This is a genomic window from Planococcus sp. TJ-302, assembly GCF_058268455.1.
In genome coordinates this window covers 1,130,603-1,152,038 of record NZ_JBZDOI010000001.1, presented here as the reverse complement: position 1 = coordinate 1,152,038, position 21,436 = coordinate 1,130,603, and the positions used below count along the sequence as shown (strand labels likewise).

Annotated in this window: 24 protein-coding genes; 17 read left to right on the top strand and 7 right to left on the bottom strand. The window is 45.1% G+C overall.

All coding sequences use genetic code 11. The features are described from left to right. Positions 1–165 precede the first annotated feature (165 nt). The 4 genes from spxA to pepF all read left to right on the top strand — a co-directional run bounded on the left by spxA (position 166) and on the right by pepF (position 4,552). Positions 166–561, top strand: coding sequence for a transcriptional regulator SpxA (gene spxA, locus AC4EHB_RS05885; RefSeq protein ID WP_175580282.1), 396 nt, complete (start codon positions 166–168; stop codon positions 559–561). Positions 562–811: 250 nt separating this feature from the next. After that, complete coding sequence (gene mecA, locus AC4EHB_RS05880; protein ID WP_490974635.1) at positions 812–1,468, top strand: adaptor protein MecA; 657 nt, start codon at positions 812–814, stop codon at positions 1,466–1,468. A 125-nt stretch (positions 1,469–1,593) separates the two neighbouring features. Beyond that, the gene (locus AC4EHB_RS05875) at positions 1,594–2,682 is read left to right on the top strand and encodes a competence protein CoiA (RefSeq protein WP_490980901.1); all 1,089 of its coding nucleotides are present in this window, start codon (positions 1,594–1,596) and stop codon (positions 2,680–2,682) included. Positions 2,683–2,743: 61 nt separating this feature from the next. Continuing rightward, positions 2,744–4,552, top strand: a complete 1,809-nt coding sequence (pepF, locus tag AC4EHB_RS05870) for an oligoendopeptidase F (protein WP_490974633.1) — start codon at positions 2,744–2,746, stop codon at positions 4,550–4,552. Between the two features lie 688 nt (positions 4,553–5,240). Here pepF and AC4EHB_RS05865 read toward each other — a convergent pair. The 3 genes from AC4EHB_RS05865 to AC4EHB_RS05855 form a co-directional block, all read right to left on the bottom strand. Further along, entirely contained in the window at positions 5,241–6,038 is a 798-nt protein-coding gene (locus AC4EHB_RS05865) for a ClpXP adapter SpxH family protein (RefSeq protein WP_490974632.1), read from the bottom strand. Beyond that, a complete protein-coding gene (locus AC4EHB_RS05860) occupies positions 6,035–6,433 on the bottom strand; it encodes a globin domain-containing protein (protein WP_490974631.1) in 399 nt (132 codons plus the stop codon). The genes AC4EHB_RS05865 and AC4EHB_RS05860 overlap by 4 nt, the downstream gene beginning before the upstream one ends. A 103-nt stretch (positions 6,434–6,536) precedes the next feature. Continuing rightward, positions 6,537–7,130 (bottom strand): CYTH domain-containing protein, encoded by a 594-nt coding sequence (locus AC4EHB_RS05855; RefSeq protein ID WP_490980900.1) that lies wholly within the window; start codon positions 7,128–7,130, stop codon positions 6,537–6,539. Positions 7,131–7,246: 116 nt separating this feature from the next. Between AC4EHB_RS05855 and AC4EHB_RS05850 the strand changes: the two genes are divergently transcribed. Genes AC4EHB_RS05850 through AC4EHB_RS05835 form a run of 4 tightly spaced genes read left to right on the top strand, consistent with a single transcriptional unit; the run spans position 7,247 to position 10,032 of the window. Next, positions 7,247–7,636 carry a UPF0738 family protein gene (locus tag AC4EHB_RS05850; protein ID WP_490974629.1) on the top strand — a complete coding sequence of 130 codons (390 nt, stop codon included), beginning with the start codon at positions 7,247–7,249 and terminating at the stop codon, positions 7,634–7,636. A 22-nt stretch (positions 7,637–7,658) separates the two neighbouring features. Further along, positions 7,659–8,336 (top strand): GTP diphosphokinase, encoded by a 678-nt coding sequence (gene yjbM / locus AC4EHB_RS05845; RefSeq protein WP_490980899.1) that lies wholly within the window; start codon positions 7,659–7,661, stop codon positions 8,334–8,336. Next, positions 8,333–9,133, top strand: a complete 801-nt coding sequence (locus AC4EHB_RS05840) for an NAD kinase (protein WP_490974627.1) — start codon at positions 8,333–8,335, stop codon at positions 9,131–9,133. Before yjbM ends, AC4EHB_RS05840 begins: the two co-directional genes overlap by 4 nt. Positions 9,134–9,186: 53 nt before the next feature. Beyond that, positions 9,187–10,032, top strand: coding sequence for an RluA family pseudouridine synthase (locus AC4EHB_RS05835; RefSeq protein WP_490975626.1), 846 nt, complete (start codon positions 9,187–9,189; stop codon positions 10,030–10,032). Here the strand turns inward: AC4EHB_RS05835 and prpE are convergent. Then, the gene (prpE, locus tag AC4EHB_RS05830; RefSeq protein ID WP_490974626.1) at positions 10,017–10,754 is read right to left on the bottom strand and encodes a bis(5'-nucleosyl)-tetraphosphatase PrpE; all 738 of its coding nucleotides are present in this window, start codon (positions 10,752–10,754) and stop codon (positions 10,017–10,019) included. The two genes, AC4EHB_RS05835 and prpE, sit on opposite strands and share 16 nt — an antisense overlap. A 96-nt stretch (positions 10,755–10,850) precedes the next feature. Here prpE and mgtE point away from each other — a divergent pair, with 96 nt between their 5' ends. Next, positions 10,851–12,221, top strand: coding sequence for a magnesium transporter (gene mgtE, locus AC4EHB_RS05825; protein ID WP_490980898.1), 1,371 nt, complete (start codon positions 10,851–10,853; stop codon positions 12,219–12,221). Positions 12,222–12,300: 79 nt separating this feature from the next. Beyond that, on the top strand, positions 12,301–13,071 hold the full coding sequence (gene fabI / locus AC4EHB_RS05820) for an enoyl-ACP reductase FabI (protein WP_490980897.1): 771 nt from the start codon (positions 12,301–12,303) through the stop codon (positions 13,069–13,071). 221 nt (positions 13,072–13,292) lie between these two features. Here fabI and AC4EHB_RS05815 read toward each other — a convergent pair whose 3' ends face one another. From AC4EHB_RS05815 to AC4EHB_RS05805, 3 genes are all read right to left on the bottom strand, one after another. Beyond that, complete coding sequence (locus AC4EHB_RS05815; protein ID WP_490974623.1) at positions 13,293–13,724, bottom strand: GNAT family N-acetyltransferase; 432 nt, start codon at positions 13,722–13,724, stop codon at positions 13,293–13,295. Then, positions 13,725–14,243, bottom strand: coding sequence for a YjcG family protein (locus AC4EHB_RS05810; protein WP_490974622.1), 519 nt, complete (start codon positions 14,241–14,243; stop codon positions 13,725–13,727). Between the two features lie 76 nt (positions 14,244–14,319). Further along, positions 14,320–15,042, bottom strand: coding sequence for an alpha/beta hydrolase (locus AC4EHB_RS05805; RefSeq protein ID WP_490974621.1), 723 nt, complete (start codon positions 15,040–15,042; stop codon positions 14,320–14,322). Positions 15,043–15,146: 104 nt separating this feature from the next. On the opposite strand from AC4EHB_RS05805, the gene AC4EHB_RS05800 reads away from it, so the two are divergent. From AC4EHB_RS05800 to AC4EHB_RS05770, 7 genes are all read left to right on the top strand, one after another. Beyond that, entirely contained in the window at positions 15,147–15,731 is a 585-nt protein-coding gene (locus AC4EHB_RS05800; RefSeq protein WP_490974620.1) for a phosphatidylglycerophosphatase A family protein, read from the top strand. A gap of 131 nt (positions 15,732–15,862) precedes the next feature. Beyond that, positions 15,863–16,843, top strand: coding sequence for a TAXI family TRAP transporter solute-binding subunit (locus AC4EHB_RS05795; protein ID WP_490974619.1), 981 nt, complete (start codon positions 15,863–15,865; stop codon positions 16,841–16,843). 75 nt (positions 16,844–16,918) lie between these two features. Beyond that, the gene (locus AC4EHB_RS05790) at positions 16,919–17,443 is read left to right on the top strand and encodes a DUF1850 domain-containing protein (RefSeq protein WP_490980896.1); all 525 of its coding nucleotides are present in this window, start codon (positions 16,919–16,921) and stop codon (positions 17,441–17,443) included. Further along, positions 17,433–19,466: a TRAP transporter permease gene (locus AC4EHB_RS05785; protein WP_490974617.1), complete on the top strand. Its 2,034-nt coding sequence runs from the start codon at positions 17,433–17,435 to the stop codon at positions 19,464–19,466. Before AC4EHB_RS05790 ends, AC4EHB_RS05785 begins: the two co-directional genes overlap by 11 nt. 513 nt (positions 19,467–19,979) lie before the next feature. Beyond that, positions 19,980–20,216, top strand: coding sequence for a TIGR04540 family protein (locus AC4EHB_RS05780; protein ID WP_490980895.1), 237 nt, complete (start codon positions 19,980–19,982; stop codon positions 20,214–20,216). A 29-nt stretch (positions 20,217–20,245) separates the two neighbouring features. Next, the gene (locus tag AC4EHB_RS05775; protein WP_490980894.1) at positions 20,246–20,842 is read left to right on the top strand and encodes a DUF1819 family protein; all 597 of its coding nucleotides are present in this window, start codon (positions 20,246–20,248) and stop codon (positions 20,840–20,842) included. A gap of 9 nt (positions 20,843–20,851) precedes the next feature. After that, on the top strand, positions 20,852–21,418 hold the full coding sequence (locus AC4EHB_RS05770) for a DUF1788 domain-containing protein (RefSeq protein WP_490980893.1): 567 nt from the start codon (positions 20,852–20,854) through the stop codon (positions 21,416–21,418). Positions 21,419–21,436 lie beyond the last annotated feature (18 nt).

Here is a 21,436-nt window from a genome sequence, read left to right as displayed (position 1 = left end):
GATTATGTGACAATATATAAGCTTTCGGCATATTTTTTTAACAACAGTATATCCATTAGAAATCAAATGTTGTATAATGAATGTAAAGCTTCTACATTATAGTGATTCTAATTTAATAATCATTCATCGAATTAACTTGAATCCGAAAGGAAGTGCTTCACCATGATGGTTACACTATTTACTTCTCCAAGCTGTACGTCTTGCCGAAAAGCAAAAGCGTGGCTGGAAGAACACGATATTCCATATACAGAACGCAATATCTTCTCTGAGCCGCTGACAATCAGCGAAATCAAAGAGATTCTTAGAATGACCGAAGACGGTACAGATGAAATTATCTCGACCCGTTCTAAAATATTCCAAAAACTGAATGTGGATGTCGAAAGCCTTCCTCTTCAGCGCTTGTATGAATTGATCCAAGAATATCCTGGTTTGCTTCGCCGCCCGATTATCATGGACGAAAAACGCTTACAGGTCGGATACAATGAAGATGAAATTCGTCGCTTCCTTCCTCGTAAAGTCAGAGCGTACCAATTGCTCGAAGCTCAGCGTATGGTTAACTGAACATGATTTAACTTGCTGCCCGGTCTTTATGACAATTCATAATAGATCCCGGGCAGTTTTCTTTATATTTTAAGCAGTCTCAACTATTTGCATTTATCGTTTGAATCGACTAAAATCTTACGTACCTGAAGAACCTATATACAGGCATAAGTTTTCTCATTCACCAGGAAAAAGGCTATAATAGGGCTAGCATCATTGCACGGCCTATTAGGACGATCCTCTTAGTCCATTTCGAAAGGAGAGGTGTAAAATGGAGATCGAAAGAATTAATGACAACACAGTAAAATTTTACATTTCCTATCTAGATGTTGAAGAACGAGGTTTTAGCCGTGATGAAATTTGGTTTAACCGGGATAAAAGCGAAGAGCTTTTTTGGGAAATGATGGACGAAGTTAATGAAGAAGCAGATTTTGTTATGGAAGGCCCATTATGGATTCAAGTGCAAGCGATGGATAAAGGGCTGGAAGTGACAGTTACGCGAGCTCAGCTTACTAAAGATGGCCAAAAGCTCGATCTGCCTGATGATATAGAAGAAAGACGTAAATTATTCGGAAGTGAAGATGCTGTTGCACCGGAATTCGATGAGTTTGAACCGGTATTTGAAGAGCCGGATTTAAAGAAAATGGACTATACATTTAATGTCTTGCAAGTAGAGGATTTGGTGCCTCTAGCACGCCGGCTTGAATATGTGCCGATTGAATCAGCCATTTACCATTTCGAGAACAAGTACTATCTTTATATAAGTTTTGATGACTTGCTTCATAGCGAAGAAGATGTCAAAAATTATATCAGCATCATTAGCGAATATTTGACTGCATCTCCGTTGACTATCCATCGTTTGGAAGAATACGGAAAACCGATTTTTAAAGAAGACGCATTGCCGAACGTTTTGCATTATTTCGGCTAAAGATCTCCTGTTGAGGAGATCTTTTTTTTTTATTTCTTTGCCTCTAGCCAAATGTAGCCATTTCAATCTAATAAAAGAAGATATTGCTTAACCTTCGTTGTTTGACTACAATCAACAAAAGGAGAGTGAGCGCCATATTAATCGCGTTGAACAGCTTAAACAAATTGGTTTCATTGGCACAAAATTTTAGAACTGAAGAGTTAGCCGCTCTTAGAAAGCAGCAATATTTTTGTCCTGGCTGTAGTGCTGATTTAGTGCTGAAAGCCGGTGAAGTGAAAATCCCCCATTTTGCACATCGATCCCTTGCTGATTGCGATGCCTTCAGCGAACCGGAAACCCCTTTGCATTTGCACGGCAAATTGCAGCTCCAAGAATTCTTCTCACGTTTAAACCTCCCTACTGAACTCGAAAAATATCTTCCTGCCATCAAACAGCGGGCAGATCTGTTTGTCGGCCAAACTACGGCCATTGAATTCCAGTGCAGCCCCATTTCGGCCGGCCAGGTTAGATCAAGGACTGAAGGTTACCAGTCCATTGCCATTGAACCGCTGTGGATCTTAGGTGCACGACTGCAACAGAGAGACGGTATTCAACTCATCCGCATCAAGCAATATGAATGGGCGATGGCCAGGCGCACTAACGGAATCGACTATCTCTTGTCCTTCTGTCCGGAAACAAACGTGTTCACGTACGCCTCTGGTCTTTTTTGGATTGGCGGAAACCGCTGGGCGGCCAAGCTGAAGTCACTGCCTGCAAAGGCTCAACAATACCCTTTCGCAGTGCCCAAAAAATTGGTGTTTGAAGAGTACAAAGCGATTTTTCAGCTGTCGGCGGCGCAACGGGATGCTTTCGTCCGTTCGCAGCAATACGCGAAACTACGGCATCAAAATCCTTTTTGGCTCTTGGCGTATGAGTTGAAACTCAATCGGCTCGAGCTGCCGGCAATCATCGGCGTGCCTTTAGGTGCTGCAAGACTTTTTGAGGAGCGTCCTGTAATTTGGCAAATGCGCGTCATCAAAGCCATTCGCAATAAAGTGCCGCTTGCAACGCTCATTGACAAGGGAATTATCAAGCTCTCAACTGGAACTGTGGATGTAGAGGCGCTGGCGCTACTGGAAGATTACGCACGTATATACAGCAAGATAACGGGAGAAGAGCCCGATAATGGAAAATTAATGGAGGTATTATATGCTCACTATTGCAAAAATGGGTGAAAATTGAGAAAATGGAGTGTAGTTCGACATCTGAATAAGTAGGACAAAGGAGGAAAAGGGAATGGCTGATACATTATTATTGCGGGAAGAAGTTCCTGTAGAATTAACATGGAAATTAGAAGACATTTTCGCTGCCGATGAAGCTTGGGAACAGGAATTCAAGGAAGTGGCTAAACTTGCAGAGAAATCGTCATCTTTCCAAGGTACACTAGGTGAAGGAGCGGAAGCTCTCTATGGAGCATTTACCTATAAAGACGAATTGATTCAACGTTTACAAAAGTTATACACGTATGCTCATATGCGCTATGACCAGGACACCACGAATTCTACATACCAGGCGATGGATAGCCGCATCAAATCACTTTACGCGAAAGTTTCGACTGGCCTCTCATTCCTGACGCCGGAAATTCTAAGCCTTGATGAAGCTGTATTGGCCGGCTATGCGGAAGAGCATGATGGACTTAAACTTTACAAGCACGCACTCGATGAGTTGAATGCCCATCGCCCGCATGTGCTGCCTGCTGAGCAGGAAGCTTTGCTGGCGCAGTTGTCCGAAGTCGTCAGCGCGTCTTCCGAAACGTTCGGCATGCTGAACAACGCCGATTTGGAATTTCCGGAAATCGAAAATGAAAAAGGCGAAAAAGTCCGCATCACTCATGGCAATTACAGCCGCTTTTTGGAAAACCCGGACCGCCGAGTAAGAGAAGATGCGTTCAAAGCGGTATACGCCACTTACGGCAAATTCCGCAATACGTTCGCATCGACACTTGCTGGAAATATCAAGCGTGATAACGTAAATGCCCGTATCCGCAAATTCAGCTCCGCGCGTGAAGCAGCATTGGCGGATGACCATATACCGGAAAGCGTATACGACAGCTTGGTGGAAACAGTCAACAACAATCTCCACCTGCTTCACCGCTATGCAGCTTTGCGCAAAGAAGTATTGGGCTTGGATCAAGTCCATATGTGGGATATGTACACGCCGCTGGTTAAAGAAGTGAAGATGGAGTTTCCGTACGAAAAAGCGACGGAGACAATGCTTAAAGGCCTTGAAGCTTTAGGTGAGGAATATACAGGCATTGTTGAAAAAGGCATCAACAGCCGGTGGGTGGACGTCAAAGAGAATAAAGGAAAGCGCAGTGGCGCCTATTCCTCGGGAGCTTATGGCACGAATCCCTATATCCTCATGAATTGGCAAGATAACGTCGACAATTTGTTCACGCTTGCGCATGAGTTTGGCCATAGTGTTCATAGCTATTACACGCGGGCAGCGCAGCCTTATGTCTACGGTGATTATTCAATATTTGTTGCAGAAGTGGCTTCAACGACAAACGAAGCGCTCCTTAATGATTATCTGGTGAAAACGACAGAAGACGACCAAGAGCGCATTTATCTTCTCAACCACTGGCTTGACGGCTTCCGGGGAACTGTATTCCGCCAGACGATGTTTGCGGAGTTCGAGCACTTGATCCATAAAATGGACCAAGAGGGCGAAGCGCTGACAGCTGATCGCCTGACGGAAGTATATTATGAATTAAATCAAAAATACTACGGTGAAGAAGTCGCGGTGGATGAAGAAATCGGTTTGGAATGGTCGCGCATTCCACACTTCTACTATAATTATTATGTTTTCCAATACGCAACCGGCTTCAGCGCAGCCACTGCGCTTACCAAAGGCATCCTTGAAGAAGGCCAACCCGCTATAGACCGCTACATCAATGAATTCCTTAAAGCAGGAAGCTCAGATTATGCGATTGAAGTCTTGAAAAAAGCAGGCGTGGACATGGCATCGCCACAGCCGGTCGAAGAAGCATGCAAGGTTTTTGAAGAGAAATTAAACGAACTTGAAAAGCTTTTACTGAAAAAATAAACGAAAACCGGAAGCTGCAATTACAAAGCGGCTTCCGGTTTTTTTGTTTTTCTGAAATAGTAATTTTTATTAAAATCTTTGTTTCTTTAGAGTGTAACAAGCTATAAATTGAATTAAATATAGTAAATCATTGAACATCGCTTCGCGCAGAGTAAAGATGATTGTTTCTATCCCTGTCTCTGTCTCTGCATCGCTGCGCTAGCTTCGAGACATGAAAGTGCGTTGCATCGCTGCGCTAGCTTCGAAGCAAGGGAAATGGTCCAATTTCCAATTGGCAATTCCCATGCCTAGCTCTTGACGCTCAAACGCTGGATAAGCACATAATAAGAAAAAAGCTCATGTAATTTTGTTGTTTTGCGAAGTATCAATGATCTATCAGCCGTGGTTCAACTTATATAGTAGCTAACCTAATCTATACAATATGACAAATTTGTGAAAGTCTTTGTGAATTATTGCATTAACTATTATTCCGTGATAAAGTTAGGTTGTGAAATAAATCACATACAAACATACACCCCTTTGTTTGAGCGTGAACATTTCTCCCATCCCCTTTGTGTAATATGGAAAGGCGCCTTCCGGACGTGGAAGGCGCCTTTCATCGTTTATTTGAAAAAGCGGAGCTGAATCCCATTTGGGGTTCAGCTCCGCTTTTTTTGTATGTTAGAAGTTCGCTCAATTCCAGTGGCTGTTATTTTAAGGTCCAAAGAGTTTGGTTTGGCAAAGTGATCCGGTCTAATTTTTGCTGAAGGACTTTTTTCTTTAATTCGCATTCAGCGGTTTGTTCGGAAATATTATAAATAGAAGCCACTTCCTTTGTCGCCATTGTGGAATATTTCAGGAATAGCTCATCGAGTGATGGCGGCGGTTGGCGGTTTAAGTTTTTGTCGCCTAACATTTCTTGCATAATGGCTTGGTAAACATCGTAAGTATAAAGTCCGGATACTTTTACGCCTTCGTCTTCTATGCAATCGTTGAAAAAAACAATGCTTGGTACTTCGTCGATTTCCATTTCCCGTGTGATGTGCAAATCACATTGGAACGCTTTGGCCGTATGGACAGAGTGAAAATCTTTTTGGAATTCTTCCGGGTCCAGCTGAGACTCTTCTGCAATTTCCAGCAAAATCGAATAAGAAGACACGTCTTTTGTCTGGAGCAGCAAGTATTCCTGCAATTTGTGGAGGAAGCGGTTGCCTGCCCGCTTGCCTTGCAGCTCAGCAGCTTTAACGGCAACGGATGCCAATACCGGATGGGACAAGCGGTCCGTGTCGATGACCGGCGCAGCACCGGCTTTGTTTAAGCTGAATAATTGTGTGCTGATGACAAAACGCATTGAAAAATAATGGCCGTATTCGATTTGCAATTTACGGATGATCGCTTGGAGTTCCCAGCATACCGGATTCAAGGGGTCAAGAAAAACATATAATTCCATCGGTTTAGACGTCTTAGTGTGGACGTCTGACGGTAAAGCTAAATCCAAATCGTTCACTCTAATTCCTCCTCGCTGTCGCGCTCGTTCACCATATGATGAGCGGTCAAAACAAGCCGCTGAAAGAAGACTTCCCGAAACTTTCCTTCCAAGCCTACTTCATCCATTGCTTCATGCATGCATTCAAGCCATGCCTGTGCTCTGTCTGGAGTTATTGGAAAAGGGTGGTGGCGCGCTTTCAGGCGGGGATGCCCATGTTCTTCAGAGTAGATGTTCGGGCCCCCTAAATATTGGGTCAAAAATTGTTTTTGTTTTCTTGCTGTATCAGTTAAGTCGCTAGGAAATATAGGCTGCAGCTTTGGATGCCTGGCGACGCGGGCATAAAATGCGTCGACTAGTTGAGACAAGCGTTCCGCACCAATTTCTTCGTACGGAATAATCGGTTTTCCAGTCATTATTGTGTCTCCTTTGCTTTAGCTGTAAATTCATTCTAACAACGGAGTGGGATTTTCTCAAACAATATAGACTACTTGGGGAAATGTGGAAACGTCCGTTCGCTTAATGTCTTGCTTGCTGACGGCGCTCTGCAGCGGCCATAAATCGAGCTATTTTTTTATCGGCATGGCGCACAGGAATGCTATGGCTTTCCAGTAAATCGTAGAATTTTTTTTCACCTGCTGCTGCCTCTTTTACTTCAAATTCGATTTCGTAGTCTTCCGTTCCGGCATACTCGGAATGGTCAAGCACCAGCAGCCCATCATCTGTTTCCAATTCCATGCGGTGGGTGGTCAATGCGCCAATCAATTGGAGGGCATCCAAGGATATGGATAACTCTGCCAAAGCGGCGCAGACTTCAGGTGCTTCAAAAGCATGCCCCTCGATCATGGCTGCTGCCTGCTCTCCCGTCAGGGCATCGGTAGTTTCGAAATGGCCATGGGCAGCCGGAGTTTTTAGCGTGCATTCAAAGCCGTCATGTTTTTTTCGTATCCGCAACGCACATTTCAGGTTTTTCAACTGGAAATCAGGGGTATCGAAATAAAAGTTTTCCTGCGTTTTTGCATCACTTTCTGAAAATCCATAATGCGTGGCCAATTTTTCGTATTCTTCTTTTTCAAGCATATTTTTGAATTCAATTTCAAGTTCTTTTGACATGTCGCAGCACCTCTCTCGTATGATCTATTATGAGATAATCCGGGTGTAACTGCAACGAATGCGAGAGCTGTGTTAAAATATCACTATATATTAACAGCAGGAAAGGGAGAATTCCATTGCGTAAACTTGTAGAAGTCCAGAACGGAATTATTTCAGATGAAGGGATTCAATTCATAGTGGAAGCACAGGAGCCTTTTGAAGCATTGGAAGCTTCGGGCCGCATGATCGCGGATTCGGAAGGCCACGCTTTTGTCTATTTATTGGATACAGGCACTGATTATATCTATATGCATTTTAAGGAACCTTTATGGCCAGCGATGCTTGCCGCTTTGCAGCGCAAGGAAGTGCCACTGCTTCAATGGGGTAAGCAAATCATGCCTTTAGCTTCATACCACGAGGAATTGTGGATGCTCTTGGAGAATATAGAAGGTAACGACAATTACGGTGGTGCATTCAGCTCAGCCGTTGAAAAAGCATTTCAAGAAGCCTTGGCTTCACGAGCATAGAAAGAATTGGAGTGGATACAGCATGGGTCAATGGGATCGTTTTTTAGCACCTTATAAACAGGCGGTAGATGAATTGAAGATAAAATTCAAAGGGATGCGCCAGCAATTTGAAACGGATAATTCGAATTCCCCGATAGAGTTTGTAACCGGGCGCGTCAAACCGCTCGCAAGCATTTACGACAAGACGCTTGAAAAAGGCATTCCATTCGAGCCTTCAGATGATTTAGCGCATCAATTGCAGGATATAGCTGGATTGCGGATGATGTGTCAGTTTGTCGGCGATATTGAAACAGTTGTCGGGCTGCTGCGCCAGCGCAATGATTTGCGCATAGTGGAGGAAAAGGATTATATTTCCCACGAAAAGCAGAGCGGTTACCGTTCGTATCACGTCATCGTCGAATACCCTGTTCAGACCATTAAAGGCGAAAAGCTCATTCTTGCTGAAATCCAAATTCGGACATTAGCAATGAATTTCTGGGCGTCAATTGAGCATTCATTAAATTATAAATACAAAGGCGTCTTCCCGGAAGAAATTAAAATCCGGCTGCAGCGTGCAGCCGAAGCAGCGTTCCAGCTGGATGAGGAGATGTCGCAGATCCGAGATGAAATTCAAGATGCACAAGCTTATTTCACGGAATTTAAGGACGCAGCGAGCACCCATTTTCCAACAGACCGCCAAGGAGGGAAAAAAAGCCTATGAAATTTTATATTCAATCCAGAAGCGATGAACTTTCAAACGATTTGATGGCGACAGCCCGCGCCTACCTGCAGGATTTCGGCATGGAATGGAACGAGGAGTCGCCGGATGTCGTGTTATCAATCGGCGGCGACGGCACATTGCTGCACGCTTTCCATAAATACCGCGATCAGATTTCTTCTGTCGCGTTTGTCGGCATCCACACAGGCCATCTGGGCTTTTACGCAGATTGGAAGCCGATCGAAATTGAAAAACTGGTGTTGTCAATCGCTAAAAAGGAATATGAAGTCATTGAATATCCTTTAGTGGAAGTCAGCATCCATTACCAAAACAAAAATGAGCCGGCTGTGTATCTGGCGTTGAACGAGTCGACTGTGAAGTCCCCGGACGTCACGCTTGTCATGGACGTGTTTCTGAATGAAAGCCATTTTGAGCGTTTCCGCGGAGACGGTCTGTGCATGTCCACACCGTCTGGCAGTACGGCATATAATAAAGCATTAGGAGGCGCAATCATCCACCCGTCGCTCGAAGCGATGCAATTGACGGAAATGGCGTCGATCAACAACCGTGTGTTCCGGACAGTGGGCTCTCCGCTTGTGCTTCCGTCACATCACCGCTGTGCGCTGCGCCCAGTCAAGGCCCCAGACTTCATGGTCACTGTGGACCATTTGCAATTGCTCCACAAAGATGTAAAATCGATTGAATACAGAGTTGCGGATGAAAAAGTCAGATTTGCACGGTTCCGGGCGTTTCCGTTTTGGAAAAGGGTACATGATTCATTTATCGATAGTGAGGTATAAAAGTGAAACAACTTAATCCATTTCAATTAACCTACGCCGCAAAAGAAAACGGCATGTTGAGAGAGGCACTGAGCGATTGGGGTATTTCCAAGCGCACATTGGCATCGGTTAAATACGGCGGCGGCCTGATACTGGTCAATGGCGTTGAAGTAACGGTCCGGCACATCGTGGAAAAGGGCGATGCCGTGACCGTTATTTTTCCGCTTGAAGAGCTTGGCGGCGGCTTGAAGGCAGAGCCTGGTCCGCTAAGGATCGTTCATGAAGATGAAGCGCTTTTGATCGTTGACAAACCGGCGCTGCAGAATACGATTCCTTCGCGTGAACATCCAGGTGGCAGCTTGGCCAATTATGTCGCCCAGCATTTTGAAGACAATGGCATTCCGGCAACGCTTCATATTGCAACCCGGCTTGACCGCGACACTTCGGGTCTCGTGTGCATTGCAAAAAACCGCCACATCCACCATATGCTGTCGCTACAACAGCAAAGCAAGAGAATGAAGCGGCAGTATGAGGCTTTTGTCCATGGCACGGTAGTGCGGGAAGATTTCCTGATCACCGAACCGATTGGCCGAAAAGATGGCAGCATCATCGAACGGGAAGTAAGACAGGATGGGAAGTTCGCCGAGACTGCGGTGGAAGTGTTGCATGATTTCGGGGATTTCAGCCACCTGCGCCTGCAATTGAATACAGGGCGCACGCACCAAATCCGGGTCCACTTGTCGCATATCGGCCATCCCCTTATCGGCGACGATTTGTACGGCGGGACACGAAGCATTATCGAGCGCCAGGCACTGCATTGCAGATCGCTCGAATTGCTGCATCCTGTTTCTGGTGAAAAGATGTGTTTCGAATCTCTTTTGCACGACGACATGGCGGCTTTGCTTCAGGTAAAGCGGTAAAATCGTTCAGGCACATAAGGCTGAAGTGAAGAAACCGATACAATCGCCATCTCTGGGAACCGCAATGCAGTCAATGAACCGCCGAAAACGCAGCCGGTATCAATATTCGCAGTACGGTTGATGATATAAGGCTCCTCGGTCGGGGTGTGGCCATAAACCACCCACGGCCGTCCGCCGTAATTTCTAGCCCAGTCGCGGCGAATAGGCCGCCCGTCAGCGTGGTAATTGCCGGTCGTTTCGCCGGATAAAACGAAATTGGCGATGCCTCTTGACAGCGGCTGGCCGACCATCTCTTCTTTGAGTCCCGCGTGCGCGACAATCAAGTGCGGGGGATGATCCTGAAAAAGCGGCAGTTTCTCGTAGAATTGCATATAGCGTGTGCGGAACATAAGCTGCTCTTTTTTCGTCAGGCTCTGCCATTCAGTTAATGTCGTCTCCAGGCCATTGCTGATCTGGACGGAATGGCCTTTGAAATACCGATAAAGCTTGCTGCAATGATTCCCTGGCGAGTAAAACAGCAGCCCTTCATCTTGCATGCGGAACAAAAGCTTCAGCACATTAAGCGAATCGGGGCCGCGGTCCATGGCATCACCAACAAATGATAAATTGCGCCCTTCTGGATGGATAAAGACGTCGCCATGCTGCTGATAGCCCAATTTCCCGATCAATTGGAGGAGCTCGCTGTGGCAGCCATGGATATCGCCGATTATGTCAAATTTCATTAAATTTCACCTCTTAAATCTTGATTATCTTCAACCATAGTGTAACGTATTATATGGTATAACAAGGACTACCCAGAAAGAAAGGAGGGAGCATACATGATGGAAGAAAAATCCCAGCACGAAACTGAATTGGACGAAGAGCTTTTGAACCGCCTTCTTGAAACAGGAGACGTTGAAAGTTTCCGCGAAGAATTCCTGTCGCACCATCCTTATGACCAGGCGACGTTTTACGAGAAGGCAGAGCTTGAAATCCGCCAGATGATGTATCGGTATCTCTCTCCTAAAGAAATGGCGGACATTTACGAAGCCATCGAACTTGACGATGATGAGTACGAAGATTATTTCAAGGAAATGAACGTGAATTATGCAGCTGATCTGCTATCAGAGATGTATACTGATGACGCCGTTGATGTGCTGAACAAATTGAACAAAGAACAAGTCGCCACATATTTGACTGTGATGGACAAGGAATCGGCAAGGCAGATCAAAGACTTGCTGCATTACGAAGAATATACAGCGGGTTCTATCATGACCACCGAATTCGTTTCAATTCCAAAAAATTCGACTGTCCGGTCGGCCATGAATATTCTTCGGAACGCAGCACCGAATGCCGAAACGATCTATTATTTATTTGTTGTCGATGAGGACCGCAGGCTGTCTGGCATCGTGACGCTGCGCGACCTTATCATTTCAGATGAAGACACATTGATCAGCACGATTATGAACGAGCGGGTCGTCAGCGTTTCCGTCGGAGAAGACCAGGAAGAAGTCGCACGCATGATCAAGGATTACGATTTCCTGGCAATGCCGGTTGTCGACTTCCAGGATCATCTTCTAGGCATCATTACTGTCGATGATATCATTGACGTACTGGACGAAGAAGCTTCTGACGATTATTCCAAACTGGCCGCTGTATCTGATATGGATACGTTTGACAGAGGACCGCTCACTGCGGCTAAAAAAAGGTTGCCATGGCTCATCCTACTGACTTTCCTCGGAATGCTGACGGCGAACCTGATGGGCATGTTCGAAGAGACGCTTGATCAAGTGGCGTTGCTTGCGGTGTTCATTCCGCTGATTGCCGGAATGGCAGGGAATAGCGGAACACAGGCCTTGGCCGTTGCTGTTCGCGGTATTGCGACTGGTGACATCGAAGAAGAAAGCAAAATGAAACTGCTGCTGCGGGAAGCGGGCACCGGTTTGATCACCGGAGTCGTTTGCGGCGCATTTGTCGTGGGGCTCGTCTATTTCTGGAAAGGCGAGCTGCTGATTGGGCTGCTTGTCGGGATTGCAGTGATGAGTTCGATCTTTGTAGCGACGCTAGCGGGTTCGTTCATCCCGTTATTGATCCACCGTTTGAAAATCGATCCGGCAGTTGCTTCAGGTCCGTTCATCACTACCTTGAACGACATCATCTCAATCCTGATTTACCTGGGATTGGCAACCACCTTTTTAAATCAACTCTAGAAAAGTGCAAATTGCACTTTTCTTTTTTATGATGTATTATTAGTACCAGGTTATAATAATAGGCGCAGGGGGAATTTAAATGTCAATATCATTAACTGGCAAAACTTACGTGATCATGGGAGTCGCCAACAAACGGAGCATCGCTTGGGGCATCGCACGTTCACTGGACCAATCAGGCGCACGCTTGATCTTTACATATGCCGGAGAACGCTTCGAGAAATCGGTGCGCGATTTAGTGGCGACACTCGATGGCAATCACGAAATCATTTTGCCATGTGACGTTACCGACGATTCAAGCGTAGAGCAATGCTTTGCTGCAATCAAAGAGCAGGCAGGCAACATCGACGGCTTGGCACATTGCATCGCATTTGCAAAAACAGAAGAATTAGCAGGGAATTTCTCGGATACATCACGCGACGGCTTTTTGCTAGCGCATAACATCAGCTCGTATTCGTTAACGATCGTTGCACGCTATGCGAAAGAATTGATGTCGGAAGGCGGCAGCATCGTTGCACTTACTTATATCGGCGGCGAACGCGTAATGCCGAATTACAATATCATGGGCGTCGCGAAAGCTTCCCTGGAAATGTCCGTGCGCTATTTGGCAGCTGATTTAGGGCGCCAAGGCATCCGGGTCAATTCGATTTCTTCGGGGCCGATCCGCACATTGTCTTCTAAAGGCGTCAGCGACTTCAACACGATCCTTCGCGAAATCGAAGAAAAAGCGCCGCTTCACCGCAACACGACACCGGAAGAAGTGGGCGATACAGCAGCCTTCCTATTCAGCGATATGTCCCGTGGAATCACCGGAGAAACAATCCACGTAGACAGCGGCTACCATATCTTATAAGAAATTATATTAGTCGATATTCAGCATAATAGCCCTGCTAAACCATATGCTTCTGCATTGCTTAGCAGCCCCGTGGGAGTCGGGGCTATTTTAATCCATATCTAGAAAACGAAAAGACTTGCAGCAAGTTTAGCTTTCATGTTCCATAATAATCTAGAATTTCTTAATAGAAAGAAAAAAGCAGTTCCGCGATTTTCAGCGGAACTGCTTTTTTGCATCGATTACATTAAATTTTTCACCATTGCCCGGTGCGGGATGCCCGCATCGAGGAATTCCGGTGAACTGACATCATAGCCCAGCTTTTCATAAAAAGGGATCGCGTAAGATTGCGAATTGAGTTTTAAAGTGAATAGCCCGGCCGTTTTGGCGTACTCTTCCATTTCGTTCATCATCAGCACACCGACGTGCTGTCCGCGGTATTCAGGGAGTACACAGACGCGTTCAATCTTGCCGATGCCCGACTCGGTTTCACGGATCCGTGCAGCTGCAATCGGCTGCTCCAGATTAAAGCCCACGAAATGAGTGGCGGAATCATCGTACTCGTCCATTTCGATGTGCAAAGGTACACCTTGTTCTTCCACGAATACTTTTCTTCTTACATCAAATGCCTGCTCTTTTTCAGCGGGAGTTTCTGCGATTTTAACTTTCAGCAATTAAACTTCATCTCCAGTTAAGCGGAATGTGTCATACACTGTCCACGAACCGTCTTCCAATTGGTAAAGGATGTGGAAGCGGTCGATAGTTTCTTCATGATCGATTCCGACCATTTTCAATTGGCCAAAAATATCTGCGTGTTCCGAGTCGGATAATTTCTGCGCCACAGTGATATGTGGAACGAATGAAAATTTAGGCGCGCCGCCAAAGAATTCTGAATGCAGATCTTCATGGATGGCAACAAGCTCCGGCGTCGGGTCCACTTTAAAATACAATGTATTCGTCAGTGGTGCAAAAGTGCTGACGCGTGTTGCATGAATAGAGAAAGGCTTGTGGCGCTTAGCGACTTTGGCCATTTCTTCAGTCATTGATTTAATCTGTACTTCATCCGCTTCAAAAGCATCTTTCAGCGTAATATGCGGGGTGATCGATTCATAATGCGGATCATAACGCTTGCGATACGAATTCGCAACATCTTGCAATTTTTTTGATGGAAATGCAACAACACCATATTTCATAAAAAGACCTCCTCGTCCATAGTAATTAGTTCATAGATCATTATATCAAAAAAAGTTTGGCAACAGTGAATTCTGGCTACATGCCAAAATTCTGCACCAGTGCCCGTCTCAGGTCCGGTTGCCAGTGCTTCCACGTATGGTCTCCATCAAATTCTTCATAGAAGATGGAAAATCCTTTATTCTTCAACATTTGATTCAGCTGCCGGTTCGGTTCCACAAAGTCTTCGGTGCCGCCTGAAGTCAATTTTACAGCAGTCTCGCCTTTACCGATGACGTGGTATACGGTGAAAGGCTGGGCTGATTTGAAATTCTCGACGGATTCAAGAAGTTCCTTGCCCACTTTAGGCGATTGCAGAATGACCCGGCCAAAAATATTCGGGTATCGGAGTGCCGCACTCAGTGATACGGTCGCAGCTAAAGAATCGCCAACCAAGGTACGGCCCATGCCGACTTGGTACGTCGGGTAATGTTCGTCCAGATAAGGGGCAAGCTCGTGTGCTAGAAAACGCAAATAGGCGCTATGCTGTTTGCCGGTAGGCTCGTATTTATTGTTGCGGTCCTCGACGCTTTTATAAGGAACACCGACAACTATGATGTTCTCAATTTCCTTGTTGTCCAGTAATTCATCCACGACGCGCGGAATGCGACCGAGCTGGAAATAATCTTTGCCGTCTGATGCAATCAGGACAGTATATTTATATAATGGTGAATAATTTGCTGGAAGATAAATCAATAATTGCATCTCTTCCTGCAATTCGTTGCTGTAAAGCGAGATGTCTTGAACCGTGCCTCTATTCATCCCAATGCCTCCTTTTTAAATCTGTAAGAAAATTGTAACATAATCTTCAGCTATTGGTATAATCACCTTGTAAGCATTCATGATCACGAAAGGGGTTTTTTTCTATGAACGGTGGAAATTCAAGAGTCCATTCAGAAGAAGTGACAAAAGCGGCGCACGACGCACTTAAAAGCAGAGGAGTGACGGTAACAGATATTGCAGAAATCGTCCTCGAAATGCAGCTTCCTTTTAATGCTGGACTTACACTGGCGCATTGTACCGAATCAGTGGAAAGCGTCCTCCAAAAACGAGAAATGCAGCATGCTTTGCTCGTAGGCATCGAACTGGATGTCTTATCTGAACAAGGAAAACTGTCCGCACCGCTCCAACAGATTGTTGAATCGGATGAAGGGCTGTTCGGCGTCGATGAAATGATCGGTCTAGGAGCAGTTCTTACTTATGGAAGCATCGCGGTGACTACTTTCGGACACCTCGATAAAAACAAAGGCGGCATCATCAACCGGCTCGATTCAAAGGTGGGAGAAGAAGTCCATACCTTCCTTGACGACTTGGTATGCAGCATTGCAGCCTGTGCCTCGGCCCGAATCGCACATCGGACGCGTGACCTGGAAGAAAAAGGCTTGACATTTGAAGATATCGCACCCGAAGAAACGGCTCCTGAAAACTATGTGGAAGGCGCAGAAACTTAATAGGCTTCATGCGGGACTAACGATGCCCTGTATTTTCAAAATCAGATGGCAATTGGATAGAAAGTCATGTTAAGATATAATTGGAAACATTTAATTGGAAATATTTAATTTATTGAAGGGGAGGTCAAATCATGCAGAAAAAGAAATTTGGGGTTTTAGCGGCAATCACTTTGGCTGGTTCAGTTTTTTTAGCAGGCTGCGGCGGCGGAGAAACGGCAGATGAAGGCGGTTCAGGAGGGTCTGCAGATCCGGAATTCCTAAGCATCTTGACTGGCGGAACAACGGGAACTTATTATCCACTTGGTGGGGCAATGGCGACAATCGTCGAAAACGAAACCGGCATTGACACAACGGCAGAATCTTCCCAGGCTTCAGCGGCGAACATGACGGCTTTGGCTGATGGCGGAGCGCAGATCGCATTCGTTCAAACGGATACGGCATTCTACGCAGCAGAAGGATCGAACATGTTTGAAGGGGAAAAAATCGATACCGTATCGGCAATCGGTGCCCTATATCCGGAAACAATCCAGTTGGTCACAACTGCGGACTCAGGAATTGCTACATTTGACGATTTAGCCGGCAAGAAGATTTCCGTAGGAGCACCTGGTTCAGGAACATACATCAACGCTGAGCAATTACTTGAAATTCATGGCATGACCATTGAAGACATTGATGCACAGAACTTGGATTTCGGGGAATCACAGGAAAGCCTGCAAGCCGGCCAGATCGATGCAGCTTTCATTACAGCTGGAACGCCAACTGGAGCGGTTGAAAGCTTGGGCGCTACTTCGGACGTCGTTATTGTGCCAGTAGCGGAAGACAAAGCGGCAGAGCTCATTGAAAAATACCCATACTACGCGAACGACACTGTGCCATCAGGAACTTACGGGTTAACTGAAGACGTGCCGACGGTTTCGGTATTGGCTATGCTAGTCGTTCAAAATGATCTTTCAGAAGATCTTGTCTACAACATCACTAAAGCAATTTATGAAAACACGGATCAAATCCAGCACGCAAAAGCTGAATTCATTAAATCCGAAACAGCTTTGGATGGAATCGGCATCGATATTCACCCAGGCGCGCAAAAATATTTTGACGAAGTAAATAAATAAAAGCTAAAAGATAATGGGCGGTAAAGCGCAAGCTTTATCGTCGTTATTTTTTTTCGCCGATAGAGGAGGCTTTTTATGCAGCCAAAGCTAGTGCTCCGTATTCTTTTATCGCTGCTAGCCCTCATTCTAGCCATCTCCGTCTTGCTGTTTGTGCCCGCCCTGAAGAGCTTCGCATTCACTGATAACCGGACAGGCGATATCACGGCCTACTTGCGCGTAAAAGAACCAGCTTTCAAAATAAAATACATCCATTCAATTCATCTCTCGGAAGTGCTCGAAAGCTATAAAATCCTTTCTGGCAATTCACTGCAACTGGTAACGCTGGAATACGAGGATTTTAATATCGGTATGCCTTCGAATGCAGGAGAAGGAGAGTCCTTTGTCGAAAAGGACGGAAAGTATTTTATTGAAGGAATGGACAGGCGCATGGACGAGTTCCGGCTGTTTGTCGGCGATGTGGATGCCGGGCTATATTTTATAGCAGATGGCAAAGAATACGATTTGAAAAAAACACTTGCACGTGGAAAGTCTTACACATTCAATGTGCAGCGCCTCTCAGCCTATCAGCTATTAAAAGGAGTGAATCTCGATGACCGATAAGTTGCCGCCGGAAGAAAGAGAAGAAAAGAAACTGCCGCCGGAAGATGAACATTACGTTTCGGAGGAAAAACAAAAAGAGATTTTACAGAAGTACGACCCGGAATCGAACACCCGTGATTTGAGCGGCACGATGAAGCATGTTGTGTTTTATGGTTTACTCGCTTTTTCATTATTTCAATTATATACAGCTATTTTTGGCCAATACACAGCGTATATTCAACGGTCGATTCACTTAGGATTTGCCTTGTCCCTGATTTTTCTCTTGTTCCCAGCGCGGAAGCGCCATGGCGCGCGCAGAAAAGTGGCAGTTTATGACTATGTGCTCGCCTTGCTGGCCATAGGCGTCGGTCTTTATTGGCCGATTATGTACGATGATTTAGTGTTCCGTCTAGGCCGCGTCACAGAAATGGATTTGATTGTCGGGATATTAGCGGTTGTCTTGACGCTAGAAGCTACACGGCGCGCTGTCGGTTTGCCGATTACAATCATTGCATCCATTTTCCTGGCATATACGTTTTTTGGTCCTTATTTCCCAGGATTCCTGCGCCATCGCGGCCAGGATCTCGAATCGGTTATTCAGCTGATGTTCTATACGACAGATGGTATTCTAGGGACGCCAATCAGCGTTTCGGCCACATTCATCTTCGTGTTCTTGCTGTTCGGAGCTTTTCTTGTAAAAACCGGAGTCGGACAGTATTTTAATGACTTGGCTGTTTCGCTTGCTGGCCATTTGACGGGCGGACCCGCAAAAGTCGCCATTTTCTCAAGTGCCCTGCAAGGGACAATTTCGGGGAGTTCTGTTGCAAACGTCGTAACATCGGGATCGTATACAATTCCGATGATGAAAAAGTTAGGCTATAAGAAAGAATTCGCAGGTGCTGTGGAGGCCGCCGCTTCTACAGGCGGACAAATCATGCCGCCAATTATGGGTGCCGCGGCATTCCTGATGGTCGAGTTCATCGGCGGCATCACGTATTGGGAAATTGCCAAAGCAGCCGCTATTCCGGCTATCCTCTATTTCACAGGCGTTTGGATCATGACGCATTTTGAAGCGAAACGGGTCGGGTTGAAAGGCTTGACCAAAGAAGAGATGCCTGACCGCAAAGAAGTTCTAAAGAAAATTTATCTATTGCTGCCGATTGTAGCAATCATCGTCTTCCTGCTTATTGGAATCCCGACGATGCACGCCGCTTTATACGGCATCTTGCTGACAATTGTGGTCAGCTCATTCAATAAAGAAACAAGATTAAGCCCTAAAGACATGGTGCACGCACTTGTGGATGGTGCAAGAACCGCGCTCGCAGTAGCCGCAGCTACTGCCGCAGCTGGCATCATCGTAGGGGTTGTTGTAAAAACCGGCCTCGGCTTGAGCTTAGCAAACGGTTTGGTTTCCGCTTCCGGGGGAAATATTCTGCTGACGCTATTCTTTACAATGCTCGCTGCAATCGTGCTGGGCATGGGATCGCCGACAACAGCCAACTATGTCATCACGTCAACAATTGCTGCACCGGCAATCATCACTTTATTGATGATCGATGAGCCGGTAGGGGCTGCTGTCCCGATCGTTGTGGCATTATCGGCGCACTTATTCGTGTTTTATTTCGGCATCATTGCCGATATCACGCCACCGGTTGCGCTTGCCGCATTTGCCGCGTCAGGCATTTCAGGTGGGGAGCCGATCAAGACCGGATTTATCGCCGCCAAACTAGCTGCTGCAGCGTTCATCATTCCTTATATGTTCGTGTTGTCACCAGCGCTGCTGATGATCGATACAACATTGCCGGAATTGATATGGGTACTGATCACGGCGTTCACTGGGATGATCGCCATTGGAGCTGGATTGATCGGTTTCTGGTACCGCAAGCTTAATTGGCTTGAACGGATCATCGCTTTCGCCACTGGATTGGCATTGATTTATCCTGAAGGGCTTACTGACACAATCGGAGCGATTTCGTTTATCATCCTGTTTGCTCTGCAATGGATGTCGCGCGAGAAAAAAACACCGAAAGCATTAGAAGCATAAGAAGCATAAGAAAAACGCTGCCTGGATTTCCGGGCAGCGCTTTTTGCGTATTGGCCGCAAAATCGATTTTATGATCGAATATATAATCCTACAAAAGCAAAAAAGCACAAAAAAACGCGCAAGCTTTAAAGCTGCGCATTTTTCCATACCACATATATGATTCCTACTGGGCTCGAACCAGCGACCTCTACCCTGTCAAGGTAGCGAACTCAATTATCTACAGTTGCTTCATGTTACTGACAGTGTCTGCAAGTTCTTATTTTAATAGGGTCTTGCAGATTTTTTGTTTAATTATTTTCTTTTGGTGTTCTGCAATTATCTATAATTTGTTGCCACCAGAATGCCAAAGTTGCCAATGTACCTTTATGGGCCAATAAAAAAGGACGTTCTAATATATTCTTTTATAAAAGATAAACCTGGTATGAAGTATATACATATTCTTGAATAGCATTGTATTAAAAGATAAGTAAGAATAAAATAAGAAACAGATAGGATATTTGAAGAGGTGACAATATGCAAATCAAAATGTTTTACCGCACCCAGCGAGACCTTGCTGTGGCATTGAATGTACTTATTGATGCTTACTGGAATGAAGAAATACTAGAGGAAGAGCTGATAGAAAACATCAAGGAAATGAACCGAACAAATCAAGAAAAGCTCATGAAAAACGATAACTTTACCAAAGTGGTTCAACAGCATTGCGGTAAAAGAAGGTTGAACGTGGTAGAGAAGATAATTGAACTGAAATAACAGTTTTGCAACATTGGAGGTTGAAAAGGATGACAACGGAATTGGAGTACTCTTCCGTCTTAACAGGAGCTGCATTTATGTTTTACGAGTTCAAGCAAGTAGCAATACTGAAAGATCAAGGAATGTCAGATCCAGAAATCCGGAAAAAAGTGGTCGAAGAGAACTTGTTTCAGCATATAAAGATATCTAGTTTGCAAAGAGGGCTTCCTTCTATATTAAGAAGAGTCAATGCTCTGGATAGTACTTTGCGAAAAATGGTGATCGAAGATTCAATTGAAATTGGAAAGACCATCAATTTGTATGCAATTATGAAAACGGATCGTCTATTCTTTGAATTTATGAAAGAAGTAGTTCATGAAAAAATGGGAGCGAATAACTTTACCTTGGAGAAAAAAGATATAAATGCATTTTTCATGGTGAAAGCAGAACAGAATAGCAATATTGCCAGTTGGACAGAAGCGACTACGCATAAACTGAAGTTAGTCTATTTAAAAATCCTTTTAGACAGTGGTCTGTTAAAAGACAAAAAATCGGGCGAGTTGAATCATATCGTTTTAGATGACCAATTTAAAAATCACTTAAAGCAAAGCGGTGATGATCGTTTTGTCCGAGTACTGGGGGAGTAGGGAAAGTACATGGCGAACTTAAATGCACGATTGGATCAAATCATTCCAAAAATAAAAGAAGATAAATTCATCGATGGGCGAGGACTGGGGAATGAAATTAGCTTCTATCTTTTCGATTATGAGCCGACGCACGAGCTTGTTGTCCGCGATTACATCAAACACATAAAAAAAGAATTCAATTATGATGGTTCTGAGAGAAGAATTATCGAATTCGATCTTTACAAAATGCTGATAGACATTACAAAAGAAAAACGGATTTTTAACCGGATTTTCGAGATGGAAGAGAAGCAAGGAAAAGATGCCTTGTTCAAAGCTCTCACTACTTTTGCAAAACCGGAGATATTTCTTCAAAAGATAAAGGAACAACTTGGAGATTATAATGTAGTCTTTCTAACGGGGGTAGGGAAAGTCTTTCCATTCGTTCGTTCGCATAACATTCTTAACAATTTACAAGAAGTTCTGGATAAAACACCGGTTGTTATGTTCTATCCCGGTGAGTATACGGGTCAATCACTTCAATTATTCAATAAATTCAAAGATGATAATTACTATCGGGCATTCCGCTTAGTCGATTAAAAGAAAAGGGGTCAGGAA